General features: G+C 73.3%; 11 protein-coding genes. 4 read left to right on the plus strand and 7 right to left on the minus strand.

Annotated elements, in window-relative coordinates:
- The first annotated feature begins 17 nt into the window (after window positions 1–17).
- The 4 genes from HPC71_RS20085 (at window position 18) to HPC71_RS20100 (ending at window position 4,036) form a co-directional block, all read left to right on the plus strand.
- On the plus strand, window positions 18–872 hold the full coding sequence (locus HPC71_RS20085; RefSeq protein ID WP_171897106.1) for a 3-hydroxybutyryl-CoA dehydrogenase: 855 nt from the start codon (window positions 18–20) through the stop codon (window positions 870–872).
- A 42-nt stretch (window positions 873–914) separates the two neighbouring features.
- Window positions 915–2,087, plus strand: coding sequence for an acyl-CoA dehydrogenase family protein (locus HPC71_RS20090; RefSeq protein ID WP_154616558.1), 1,173 nt, complete (start codon window positions 915–917; stop codon window positions 2,085–2,087).
- A 136-nt stretch (window positions 2,088–2,223) separates the two neighbouring features.
- Window positions 2,224–3,291 carry a DUF2776 family protein gene (locus tag HPC71_RS20095; protein ID WP_154616557.1) on the plus strand — a complete coding sequence of 356 codons (1,068 nt, stop codon included), beginning with the start codon at window positions 2,224–2,226 and terminating at the stop codon, window positions 3,289–3,291.
- 16 nt (window positions 3,292–3,307) lie between these two features.
- A complete protein-coding gene (locus HPC71_RS20100; RefSeq protein WP_171897107.1) occupies window positions 3,308–4,036 on the plus strand; it encodes a VIT1/CCC1 transporter family protein in 729 nt (242 codons plus the stop codon).
- Window positions 4,037–4,083: 47 nt separating this feature from the next.
- On the opposite strand, the gene HPC71_RS20105 is transcribed toward HPC71_RS20100, so the two are convergent.
- From HPC71_RS20105 to HPC71_RS20135, 7 genes are all read right to left on the minus strand, one after another.
- The gene (locus tag HPC71_RS20105) at window positions 4,084–4,596 is read right to left on the minus strand and encodes a hypothetical protein (protein WP_154616556.1); all 513 of its coding nucleotides are present in this window, start codon (window positions 4,594–4,596) and stop codon (window positions 4,084–4,086) included.
- Window positions 4,593–6,374 (minus strand): alpha/beta hydrolase, encoded by a 1,782-nt coding sequence (locus HPC71_RS20110; protein ID WP_154616555.1) that lies wholly within the window; start codon window positions 6,372–6,374, stop codon window positions 4,593–4,595. Before HPC71_RS20110 ends, HPC71_RS20105 begins: the two co-directional genes overlap by 4 nt.
- Window positions 6,371–6,679 carry a hypothetical protein gene (locus HPC71_RS20115; RefSeq protein WP_154612462.1) on the minus strand — a complete coding sequence of 103 codons (309 nt, stop codon included), beginning with the start codon at window positions 6,677–6,679 and terminating at the stop codon, window positions 6,371–6,373. Before HPC71_RS20115 ends, HPC71_RS20110 begins: the two co-directional genes overlap by 4 nt.
- Entirely contained in the window at window positions 6,676–7,269 is a 594-nt protein-coding gene (locus HPC71_RS20120; RefSeq protein ID WP_154616554.1) for a hypothetical protein, read from the minus strand. Before HPC71_RS20120 ends, HPC71_RS20115 begins: the two co-directional genes overlap by 4 nt.
- Window positions 7,270–7,789: 520 nt before the next feature.
- On the minus strand, window positions 7,790–8,971 hold the full coding sequence (locus HPC71_RS20125) for an acyl-CoA dehydrogenase family protein (protein WP_154612460.1): 1,182 nt from the start codon (window positions 8,969–8,971) through the stop codon (window positions 7,790–7,792).
- Window positions 8,968–10,893 carry an acetyl/propionyl/methylcrotonyl-CoA carboxylase subunit alpha gene (locus HPC71_RS20130; RefSeq protein WP_154612459.1) on the minus strand — a complete coding sequence of 642 codons (1,926 nt, stop codon included), beginning with the start codon at window positions 10,891–10,893 and terminating at the stop codon, window positions 8,968–8,970. The genes HPC71_RS20125 and HPC71_RS20130 overlap by 4 nt, the downstream gene beginning before the upstream one ends.
- Window positions 10,894–10,898: 5 nt before the next feature.
- Complete coding sequence (locus HPC71_RS20135) at window positions 10,899–12,455, minus strand: acyl-CoA carboxylase subunit beta (RefSeq protein WP_154612694.1); 1,557 nt, start codon at window positions 12,453–12,455, stop codon at window positions 10,899–10,901.
- Between the last annotated feature and the right edge of the window lie 52 nt (window positions 12,456–12,507).

Below are 12,507 nucleotides of genomic sequence, written 5' to 3' on the forward strand. Positions count from 1 at the left end.
GGAGGAGGGACGCAGGCGTGGAGCGCGTAGGAGTGGTCGGGTTCGGGCTCATGGGAGCCGGTATCGCGGAGGTCAGCGCACGCGCCGGCCTCGACGTCGTCGTCGTGGACGCCGACCAGGCAGCGCTGGACCGGGGCCGCTCGCGGCTCGAGGCGTCCCTGCGCCGCGCCGAGGCCAAGGGCAAGCTGACCGCGGCCGAGGGCTCCGCCGACGACGTGCTCGCGCGGATCCGGCCGGTCACCGAGCTCGACGCGCTCGCCGACCGCCAGCTCGTCGTCGAGGCGATCGTCGAGGACGAGGCGGCGAAGGTCGACCTGTTCCGCACCCTCGACAAGACGCTCACCGACGACCAGGCGATCCTGGCCTCGAACACCTCCTCGATCCCGATCATGAAGCTCGGCGTGGTCACCCAGCGCCCCGAGCACGTGCTCGGCATCCACTTCTTCAACCCGGTGCCGGTGCTCAAGCTCGTCGAGCTGGTCCCGAGCCTGCTGACCGCGCCGGAGACCACCGAGCGCAGCCGCGCCTTCGTCCAGGACCGGCTGGGCAAGCAGGCCATCGACTGCCAGGACCGCGCCGGCTTCGTCGTCAACGCGCTGCTGATCCCCTTCATCCTCTCCGCGATCCGGATGTACGAGTCCGGCTTCGCCTCCGCCGAGGACATCGACCAAGGCCTCGTGCTCGGCGCCGCGCACCCGCAGGGCCCGCTCGCGCTGGCCGACCTGATCGGCCTCGACACCACCAAGGCCGTCGCCGAGTCGCTCTACGAGGAGTTCAAGGAGCCGCTGTACGCCGCCCCGCCGCTGCTCCAGCGCATGGTCGACGCCGGCCTGCTCGGCCGCAAGAGCGGCCGTGGCTTCTACACCTACTGATCCACCGCTGATCCACCACCCGATCCACCGGAGAACGCACCGATGAGCACCGACTTCCCCCTCTACGACACCTCCGAGGAGCACCGCGCCGTCCGCGAGGCCGTCCGCGCGCTCTGCGACGCCAAGGTGGCGCCGTACGCCGCGGAGGTCGACGAGCAGGCCCGCTTCCCCCAGGAGGCGGCCGACGCGCTGCTCGCGGCCGACTTCCACGCCCCGCACGTCCCCGAGGAGTACGGCGGCGCCGGTGCCGACGCGCTCGCCACGGTCATCGTGATCGAGGAGGTCGCGCGCGCCGACGTCTCCGCCTCGCTGATCCCGGCCGTGAACAAGCTCGGCTCGCTCCCGGTGCAGATTGCGGGCTCGGAGGAGCTCAAGAAGCACTACCTCGGCGCGCTCGCCCGCGGCGAGGGCGGCTTCTCCTACTGCCTCTCCGAGCCCGAGGCCGGCTCGGACGCCGTCTCGATGCGCACCCGCGCGGTGCGCGACGGCGACGGGTGGGTGCTCGACGGCGTCAAGCGGTGGATCACCAACGCCGGCGTCTCGGAGTACTACACCGTCCTCGCCGTCACCGACCCCGAGAAGCGCTCCAAGGGCATCTCGGCGTTCGTGGTCGAGAAGTCCGACCCGGGCGTCTCCTTCGGCGCCCCGGAGAAGAAGCTCGGCATCAAGGGCTCCCCCACCCGCGAGGTCTACCTCGACAAGGTCCGCATCCCCGCGGACCGGATGATCGGCGCCGAGGGCACCGGCTTCGCCACTGCGATGAAGACCCTCGACCACACCCGCGTCACCATCGCCGCCCAGGCCGTCGGCGTCGCCCAGGGCGCGCTCGACCACGCGCTGGCCTACGCCAAGGAGCGCCGGCAGTTCGGGAAGCCGATCGCGGACTTCCAGGGCCTGCAGTTCATGCTCGCCGACATGGGCATGAAGGTGGAGGCCGCGCGCCAGATGACGTACGCCGCCGCCGGCCGCTCCGAGCGCGGCGACGCCGACCTCACCTTCTTCGGCGCCGCGGCCAAGTGCTTCGCCTCCGACGTGGCCATGGAGGTCACCACCAACGCGGTCCAGGTGCTCGGCGGCTACGGCTACACCCGCGACTACCCGCTCGAGCGGATGATGCGCGATGCCAAGATCACCCAGATCTACGAGGGCACCAACCAGGTCCAGCGGATCGTGATGGCCCGCCAGCTCCTCGCCGGGGTGCAGTCGAGCATCTGAGCGACCGGCGCCCCCGCGGCTCCGCGGGCGCGACCACGATCGGGCGGGCCGTGCTTCACTGGAAGACGGCCGGTGGACGCGGGCCGTCCGGTCGACACCCCGAGGCCCTGCTCCGACGTACGGAGGGTGTGTCGTCATGAACTACTGGGTCAGCGTCATCTTCCGGGCCATCCCGCTGGCCATGATGGCCGTCTGCATCGGGTTCGGCGCCTACGTCTGGACCGCGGCCGACGCGCCGGGGAACTACGTGGCCGGCCGGGTGCTCATCGCCCTCGCCGCGATCTGCCTGTGCCTGTTCTGCACGGCCGCCACGATCATCCGGCAGCTCATCAAGCGTTTCAACCGCGTCGACGAGGTGCTCTACCCCGCGCTCGGCTACCTGTCCGCGGTCGTCACCGTGGCGTACGGCGCCTACCTCTTCACCGGCGCCTCGGGCAGCGGCCAGGACCCGGCGTACGTCGCCGGGCACGTCGTCCTCGGCGTGGGCCTGATCTGCGGCTGCGTGGCGACCGTCGCCACCGCCTCCACGAAGTTCTCCCTCATCCCGGCCAACTCCGCGAAGCCCGCCGGTGACCGGACCCCGCCCCCGGCGGGCTTCTCCCGGGGCGCCGTGGTCGTGCTCGAGGCCCTCCCGGTGCTGCTCGCCGCGACCGCCTGGGCCTTCGCGATCACCAACCTGGCGCTGCCCACCTCCCCGAGCCGGTTCACCGTGGGCCACGTGGTCAGCGGCCTGGCGATGATCTGCACGAGCCTGATCGGGCTGGTGTGGAGCATCCTGCGCCAGGTCCAGGACTCCTACGGCCCGCGCGACCGGGTGCTGTGGCCCTGGCTGGTGATCGTGATGGGCGCGGCCGCGATGCTCTGGGGGATCGTGCTGCTGGTCCTCGACGACGAGCCGTACTACCGCACCCCCGGGTTCGTGCTCATCGGCCTGGGGCTGGTCTGCTTCAGCATCCTCAGCAAGGTCGGGCTGCTCGCGCTGGTGTGGCGGCAGACGTTCAGCCTGGCGAACCGCGTGCCGCTGATCCCGATCGTGACCGCGCTGAGCTGCCTGTTCCTGGCGGCGTTCGTCTTCCAGGCCGCGTTCACCGACACCAACGTCTTCATCGCCGCGCACGTGCTGGTCGGGCTGGGCGCCGTCTGCTTCACCCTCTACTCGATCGTCTCGATCCTGGAGAGCGGCACGTCCTCCACATCCGACTGAGCGGGAGGATGGCCGGGTGCGCGCCACCACCCCTCCGGGAGCCCATCGGGCCGAACCGCACGACGCGTCCGTCGCCAGCCGGCTCAACGCGCTGCGGGCGGCCGTCCTCGGCGCGAACGACGGGATCGTCTCCACCGCCGGTCTGGTCGTCGGCGTCTCCGGCGCGACCGGCGACCGGGGGACGCTGGTGGTGGCGGGCCTCGCCGGGCTGGTCGCGGGCGCGATGAGCATGGCGGCCGGGGAGTACGTCTCGGTCAGCACCCAGCGCGACACCGAGCGCGCCCTCATCGCCAAGGAGGCCCGCGAGCTCGAGGAGATGCCCGAGGCCGAGCTCGACGAGCTGACCGGGCTCTACCAGGCCAAGGGCCTCTCCCCCGAGCTGGCACGGAAGGTCGCGGTCGAGCTGACCGAGACCGCGCCCCTGCGCAGCCACCTCGACGCCGAGCTCGGCATCGACCCCGACGACCTGACCAACCCCTGGCACGCCGCCTTCGCCTCGATGGCCAGCTTCATCGTCGGCGCGCTGCTGCCGCTGCTGGCCATCGCGTTCTTCCCCGGCGACCTGCGCACCCCGCTGACGGTGGCCGCGGTCGCGGTCGCCCTCGCCGGCACCGGGTACGTCGCCGCGCGGGCCGGCGGCAGCCCCCCAGGCCGGGCGGTGGTCCGCAACGTCGGCGGCGGCCTGCTCGCGATGGGCATCACCTACGGCATCGGCTCGCTGGTCGGCACCACCGGCGCCGTGTAGCGCCCCTGGTGAGCGCCCCTGGTGCCGAGCCGCCCGGCGCGGGGCGCTCAGTCCAGCGGCACGTCGTAGGTCTCGCCCAGCAGGTCGTCCTGCTCGTTCGTGGTGTCCACGCAGGGGCCGACGACGCCGACGGTGACCTGGCCGGGGTAGCGACGGGAGACGCCGACGCTGGCCCGCAGGTCTCCCCGGGTGAGGACTCCGTAGGGGCGGGGGTCGGTGCCGGCGTTCTCGACCTTCCAGCCGGCGGCCTCGAGCGCGTCGGTCACCTTCGCGACCATCGCGGCCGGGGACAGGTCGCCCGGATCGCCGCCACCGCCGGCGTCGTACTCCAGGGACGGCGGCTCGGGCGTGCAGACCGACCACCCGCCGGTCAGCCTCCCCACCTCCAGCCCGGCGCCGCGCGCGACGTCGGCGACCTCCCGCACCGCCTCCTCGACCTCGGCGCGCGAGGCGGCCGTGCCCTCCGCGCCCTCCTCCGGGGACACCTTCGGGTCGCCGCAGCCGGCCATCAGCACTCCCGTCGTCGTCAGGGCCAGCACCAGTCCGGCCAGCCGCCTCACGGCACCATCCTGCGGTCCCGCGTCTGCGACTCGCCCGGCACGTCGCTGGACGGGTCGCGGTCCCACTCGGGGTCGCGGGCGACGTCGTACCAGGGGTCGTAGCTGTGCTCGGCGACGTTCACCTGGTCCCCGTGCCCGTCGACGATCAGACCGATGTTGTAGAGCGACTCGCTGTCGTGGTGCAGGTAGGAGCCGTGCGCGTCGTCCCAGTTGCGGATCGGGCCCCGGTCGACGTCCTCGGCCTCGAACCGGGTCGCGCCGAAGTCGTCGGAGGAGGGGTCGGTGCCGAGCCCGAGGCCGCCCTTGCCGATCCAGCCCTCGTCGCCGAGCACCGCCACGATGTCGCGGCTGTCGCGGCCGACGTAGACGTTGTCCGCCCCGACGCTGAAGTCCCCGGCGTTCCCCGCGGGGCCGGCGCCCGGGCTGCCGATGAGCACCACGTCGTCGGCGGCGAGGTCGAAGTCCCCGGCGGCGTACGACGTCGTGGTCGAGCCGTAGCTGTGCCCGATCGCGGTCAGGTGGGCCGGGTCGTCGGGCCGGGAGGCGCGCAGCCCGTCGACCATGTCCGCGAGCCGGCGCCCGCCGTCCTCGGCCCGGCCCTCGGTGGCCGTGGCGGGATCGTAGAACGCGTCGGGCGCGTCGTACCCGAGCCAGAACAGCGTCGCCACCGACGAGCCGTCCCCGTTGTAGCGGGTCGACTCGTAGAGGTTGATCATCTGGCCGGTGTAGCTGGTGGTGTCGCCCATCGTGGTCGTGATGCCCGGGGTGAAGACCGCGACGTCGTCGGCGGTGTCGAGGTCGCCGACCCCGATCGCGACCCGGCCGTCGCCGTCGAAGGCGCCGGGGTCGTAGAGGTGCAGCAGCCCGCCGGGGCGCTCCCCGGTGATCGGGTCCTCGAAGGCGTCGGCGTCCTCGAGCGCCTGGCGCGCCTGCTCGGCGTTGGCGAGCACGCGCTCCTCGGCGGGGGAGATGGTGCCGTCCTCGGCCTTGGAGCCGAGCGTCGCGAGGTCGTCGTCGAGGACGACCCGGTTGGCGTCGTCGCGGACCGCGGCGGGCAGCCCGTCGGCCGCGCCGATCCGCTCGGGGTAGGCCGTGACGACGGCCTCGCGCTCGGCCTCGGTGAGCCCGTCCCACCAGTCGCGGACCTGCTCGGGGGTCGCCCCGGAGCCCGGGGCGCCCGGCTTGTCCATCGCGTTCTGGGCCGACTGCGGCACGCCGCCGTCCGCCGAGAGCGCCTCGTCCAGGGACGTCGCGGCCTCGAACGCCTGCCGCAGCAGCGTCTCGGCCTCGCGGACCCGCCGCTGGAGGTCGTCGTGGTCGGTGACCAGCTCGGCGTAGTCGCCCCGCAGCTCGGTCGCCCGCTCCCGCAGCGCCGCGACCACCTCGGGCGTCGCCTCGGCGGTGGCGTTGATGTCGGCGATGAGCGCCGTGCGCCGGCCGTCGAGCGCCTCCTTGCGGTCGACCTGCTCCTCGTAGGTGCGCAGGAGGTCGCGGAGGGTGTCGGCGTACGCCGTCACCGCCCGCGCCACGCGCTGCACCGTCGTCGCCATCGACGCGTGCTCGCCGCCGGCCTCGGTGGTCGCCTCGCGGTAGGCGTCGGCAGCGTCCCCGTACCAGCCGCCGATCCACTGGATCTGCGCGGTCTCGTCGGAGAACTCCTCGTAGCGGCCCGCCGCGGTGTAGAGCCCCTCGGCCAGCGTGTCGGCCCCCGCCGGGTTGCCCTCGGGCTTGACCACGGTCTCCGGCTGGGACGGTGGCACCTCGATCACGACGCTCATCGGGCCGGCCCCAGACGTCCGTCGAGGTCGGTCAACCCGCTCTCGGCGCCCTGGTCGGTGGTGCTGTAGTCGGTGACCCGGGCGTCGAGCGCGTCGGCGAACCCGGTGGCGAGCGTCGAGCTCTCCGCGGCGTACCCGGACCACGCGGTGAGGAAGGCCTGCGCCGCGGACTGCACGCCTGGGGCGAGCGCGCCGGTGCCCTGGCCGGCGAGGTCGCGGGAGGTGGAGGTCATCAGCTCGGCGAGGGCGAGCCAGTTGGTGCTGCCGAGGGAGAGCTGGTTGTAGTCGGCGCCCATGGTGCTCACGCGTGGGCCTCCCCGGTCGGCTCGGTCGGCTCGGTCGGCTCGGTCGGCTCGGCGAGGTGGACGTCGGCCGAGCGGAGGCGGAGCACGAGGCGGGCCTCGGCCGGCGCGTGCACCAGCTGGAGCTCGGTGCGGCTCAGCCCGGTGCCGCGGCCGGCGAGGGCGCGGGGCAGGCCGTCGGCCGGCGCGAGGACGTGCCAGCCCTCGCCGGTCAGGGTCTCCCCGGCGCGCCCCACGGCGGCGACCGCGGCGGTCGGGTCGACGTCGTCGAGCCGGAGCGTGGTCTCGAGGCGGGACGTGCCGGCGGCGCGCCCGGCCGTCCAGCGCCCCCGCACGTCGCTCGGCTCGGCGCCGACGAGGACCGCCCACGTCGCGCGGGCGTCGGCCTCGCCGCGCTCGGCCTCTGCGGCCGGGTCCACCGCGGGGAGAGCGGCGACCTCAGCGGGGTCCGGCCGGGCCGCAGCGGTGGCCGGCAGGACGACGACGTCGACGTCGGGGTGCCGGCGGCGTACGACGGACCAGAACGGGTCCCTCGCCACCTGCTCGGCCGCCTCGTCCCCGGTGACGAAGGGCTCGGTGCGCGGGCTGGGCATGTCGGCTGCATACCCGCCCGCGTCCGCGTCCACACCCGCGGGCACCCCGGCGCCGCGGGCATCTCACCGGGTGGCGCTTTCCCGCTGGTTGAGCAGGGAGGCGCCCCAGCGCCGACCGTGTCGAAACCCCGTGAGAGGCGCAGGGCCTGAGGCCGCAGGTCCCTCACCGGGTTTCGACACGCTCGCTGGCGCCGGCGCTTTCCAGCTGGTTGAGCAGGGAGGCGCCCCAGCGCCGACCGTGTCGAAACCCCGTGAGAGGCGCAGGGCTCGAGGCCGCAGGTCCCTCACCGGGTTTCGACACGCTCGCTGGCGCTCGCTGCTCAACCAACAGCGGAGGACGCCGGCGTTTTCCTGCTGGTTGAGCAGGGAGGCGCCCCAGCGCCGACCGTGTCGAAACCCCGTGAGAGGCGCAGAGCCTGAGGCCGCAGATCCCTCACCGGGTTTCGACACGCTCGCTGGCGCTCGCTGCTCAACCAACGGGGGACGCTGGCGCTCGCTGCTCAACCAACAGCGCGGGGCCTCAGTAGGACTTGGGGAGGCCCAGGGAGTGCATGGCGACGAAGTTGAGGATCATCTCCCGGCTGACCGGGGCGATCCGGCCGAGGCGGGCGGCGACCAGCATGTTGGCCAGGCCCAGCTCGCGGGTCAGCCCGGAGCCGCCGTGGGTGTGCACGGCGATGTCGGTGGCGTTGCAGGCGACCTCGCCGGCGGCGTACTTGGCCATGTTGGCGTACTCACCCGCGCCCATGTCATCACCGGCGTCGTAGAGCGCGGCGGCCTTCTGCTGCAGCAGCCGGGACTGCTCGAGCTCGATCTTGACCTTCGCCAGCGGGTGCGCGATGCCCTGGTGGGTGCCGATCGGCTGGTCCTTCCAGACCTTGCGGGTCTTGGCGTACTCGACGGCCTTGGCGAGGGCGAAGCGCGACATGCCGTTGGAGTACGCCGCGCCCATGATCCGCTCGGGGTTGAGCCCGGCGAAGAGCTGGAGCAGCCCGGCGTCCTCGTCGCCGACCAGCGCGTCGGCGGGGAGCCGGACGTCGTCGAAGAACAGCGTCCACTGCTTCTCGGGGGCGTCGAAGGTCATCTCCAGCGGCTGCTTCTCCAGCCCCGGCGCGTCGGTCGGGACGACGAACAGGCAGGGCTTGAGCTTGCCGGTCTTCGCGTCGGCGGCGCGGCTGACGACGAGGATGCCTTGGGCCTCGTCGACGCCGGAGATCCACGTCTTCTGGCCCTTGAGCACCCATCCGTCGCCGTCGCGCGTGGCGGTGGTGGTGATGTTGTGGGAGTTCGAGCCCGCGTCGGCCTCGGTGATGGCGAAGGCCATCGTGTAGGCGCCGGAGGCGATGTCGGGCAGCCAGCGCTTCTTCTGCTCCTCGGTGCCGAACCGGCCGATGACCGAGCCGCAGATCGCCTGGGAGACCACCATCATCAGCATCGGCGCGCCGGCGGCCGCGGCCTCCTCGAGCACCGCCGACAGGTCGCCCATGCCGCCGCCCCCGCCGCCGTGCTCCTCGGCGATGTTGACGCCGAGGAAGCCGTGGCGGCCCATGTCCTGCCACAGCTCGGTGGTCTTGCCGCCGGTGCGGGCCTTCTCTGCGACGTACTCGTGGCCGTACTTCGAGGCCAGCGCGAAGACCGCCTTGCGCAGCTCCTGGCGCTCCTCGGGCTCGGCGAACGCGTGGGCGATGGGGGTGGTGGTCATGCCTGCTCCTCCTCGACGACGGCGAGCACCTCGCCGGCTGCGACCTGCTGCCCGGTGGTGACCGGGAGCTCGGTGACCGTGCCGGCGGTCGGCGCCGCCACGGTGTGCTGCATCTTCATGGCCTCCAGGACCAGGACGGGGTCGCCCGCCCGGACCTGCTGTCCCTGCTCCACCGCGACCCGCACGACCGTGCCGGGCATCGGCGCGAGCAGGCTGCCGCTGGCGACCTGGTCGGCGGGGTCGACGAACCGCGGCACCCGGACCAGCCGGACGTGACCGCGCGGCGAGTCCACGTCGACGGTCTCGGCGCCCGCGGGCCCGCCGACCACGACGTCGTACGTCGTCCGCACGCCGTCCCGCTCGAGCGTGACCTGCCTCGGGGCCGCCGCGACGACGGCGAGCCCGTCCACGAGGTACCCGTCGCGCGTGCCCAGCCACTCGACCGTGGTGACCGTGCCGTCGCGCTGCTCGAGCTCCGTGCGCTGGGGCTGGCTGACCACGTTGCGCCAGGCCACGGGGATCCCGCGCTGGACGGCGCGGGCCGCGCCGGCCCGCTCGGCGAGCGCGAGGGCCGCGGCGACGGCGGCGTCGGGGTCCTGGGGATGCTCGGGGCGTTGGTCGAACGTTCGATCACCCAGGAACGCGGTGCTGAGGTCCCCGGCGAGGAACGCCGGCGAGCGGAGCACGTCGACCAGGAGGTCGCGGTTGGTGACCAGGCCGTGGATGCGGGCGCGGGAGAGCACGCCGGCGAGCGTCCGCGCGGCCTGCTCGCGGGTCGGCGCGTGCGCGACGACCTTGGCGAGCATCGCGTCGTAGTGGGTCGAGACCTCCGAGCCGGACGCGAAGCCGGCGTCGACGCGGATGCCCGGCGCGGCCGGGACCTCGAAGGTGGTCAGGGTGCCGCTCTGCGGCTGGTAGTCCGCGGCCGGGTCCTCGGCGTAGAGCCGCACCTCGATCGCGTGACCCTGCGGCAGGCCGGCCTGGAGAACACCAGCCTGCCCCGCGGACGGGCCGGCCTCGGCGGCGCGCAGCTGGAGGGCGACCAGGTCGACCCCGTGGACCAGCTCGGTGACCGGGTGCTCGACCTGGAGCCGGGTGTTCATCTCCAGGAACCAGAACCGCTCGGTGGCCGGGTCGTAGAGGAACTCCACGGTGCCGGCGCCGCGGTAGTCGATCGCCTCGGCGGCCGTGCGTGCCGCCTCGTGCATGGCGGCGCGGACCTCGTCGGGGATGCCCGGGGCGGGCGACTCCTCGACGACCTTCTGGTGGCGGCGCTGGACCGAGCAGTCGCGATCGCCGAAGACGACGGAGCCGACCAGCTGGACCTCGACGTGGCGGCCGCGCTCGACGTACGGCTCGACGAAGACGGTGCCGTCGCCGAACGCCGAGGCCGCCTCCTCCCGGGCCCGGGCGACCTCGGTCCCCAGGTCGGCCAGCGTGCGCACGACGCGCATGCCGCGGCCACCGCCGCCGGCGGAGGCCTTGACCAGCAGCGGCAGGTCGGCGTCGGTGGGCTGCTCGGGCGCCTCGAGGACGGGTACGCCGGCGGCGCGCATGATCTCCTTGGCGCGGATCTTGGAGCCCATCGCCTCGATCGACTCCGGCGCGGGGCCGACCCAGACCAGCCCGGCGTCGAGGACGGCGCGGGCGAAGTCGGCGTTCTCGGACAGGAACCCGTAGCCGGGGTGGACCGCGTCCGCGCCCGCCCGCCGGGCGGCGTCGAGCACGAGGTCGATGCGCAGGTAGGTCTCGGCCGGCGTGGACCCGGGCAGCCGCACGGCGAGGTCGGCCTCGCGGACGTAGGGCAGGTGGGCGTCGGGGTCGGAGTGGACCGCGACGGTCTCGATGCCGAGGTCGCGGCAGGTCCGGAAGACGCGGCCGGCGATCTCGGCGCGGTTGGCGACGAGGAGTCTGGTGATCATCCGGCTCACATCCTGAAGACGCCGAAGCGGTCGGTGCCGACGATCGGCTTGTTCTCGATGACGGACAGGCAGATGCCGAGCACGGTCCGGGTGTCGCGGGGGTCGATGACCCCGTCGTCGTAGACCATCCCGGAGAGGAAGAACGGCAGGCTCTGCTCCTCGATCGAGGCCTCGACGAACTGCCGCATCGCGGCGTCGCCGGCCTCGTCGAAGTCGCGGCCCTTCGCCTCCGCCGCGGCCCGCGCGACGATGCTCATCACCCCGGCGAGCTGGGCCGGGCCCATGACGGCGGACTTCGCCGAGGGCCAGGTGAAGAGGAACCGGGGGTCGAAGGCGCGGCCGTTCATGCCGTAGTTGCCGGCGCCGTACGACGCGCCCATCACCACGGTCAGGTGCGGCACGGTGGAGTTGGAGATCGCGTTGATCATCATCGCGCCGTGCTTGATGATCCCGCCCTGCTCGTACTCCTGGCCGACCATGTAGCCGGTGGTGTTGTGCAGGAACAGCAGCGGGGTGTCGGTCTGGTTGGCGAGCTGGACGAACTGGGTCGCCTTCTGCGCCTCCTCGGAGAACAGCACGCCCTGGGCGTTGGCGAGGATGCCGATCGGCCGGCCGTGGATGCGGGCCCAGCCGGTGACCAGCGAGGTGCCGTAGAGCGGCTTGAACTCGTCGAAGGCGACGCCGTTCCCCGTGCTGACCCCGTCGACGACGCGGGCGATGACCTCGCGGGGGTCGAAGGGCTCCTTGAGGTCGGCGGGGACCAGGTCGAGCAGGCCGTCGGGGTCGGCGTCGGGCTCGGCGTACGTCACCGCCGCCGGCCGGTCGACCGCCTTGCGCCAGTTGAGCCGGGCGACGATGCGCCGGCCGATGCGGATGGCGTCGCGCTCGTCCTCGGCGAGGTAGTCGGCCAGGCCGGAGGTGCGCGCGTGCATCTCCGCGCCGCCGAGCGACTCGTCGTCGGCCTCCTCGCCGGTGGCCATCTTGACCAGGGGCGGGCCGCCGAGGAAGACCTTGGCCTGCTCGCGGACCATGACGGTGTAGTCGGACATGCCGGGGACGTAGGCGCCGCCGGCGGTGGAGTTGCCGAAGACCAGCGCGATCGTCGGCTCCTTGCGGGCGCTGGAGCGGGTGAGGTCGCGGAAGAGCCGCCCGCCGGGGATGAAGATCTCCTTCTGCGTGGGCAGGTCCGCGCCGCCGGACTCGACCAGGGAGATGGTCGGCAGCCCGTTCTCCTCCGCGACCTGGTTGGCGCGGAAGATCTTCTTCAGCGTCCACGGGTTCGACGCGCCGCCCTTGACGGTCGGGTCGTGGGCGACGACGAGGCACTCCACGCCCTCGACGACGCCGATCCCGGTGACCACGCTGGCCCCGACGGTGAAGTCCGAGCCCCAGCCGGCCAGCGGCGAGAGCTCGAGGAAGGCCGAGCCCTCGTCGAGGAGCAGCTCGATCCGCTCGCGGGGGGTGAGCTTCCCGCGGGCGTGGTGGCGCTCGACGTACCGCTCGCCGCCGCCCGCGACCGCCCTCGCGTGCTCGGCGTCGAGGTCGGCGAGCTTGGTGAGCATCGCCTCCCGGTTCGTCGGGGCCGCGCGGTCGGTCACCCCGCCTTCGGCCTCG

The sequence above is a fragment of the Nocardioides marmotae genome (assembly GCF_013177455.1).
In the GTDB taxonomy this organism is placed as follows: domain Bacteria; phylum Actinomycetota; class Actinomycetes; order Propionibacteriales; family Nocardioidaceae; genus Nocardioides; species Nocardioides marmotae.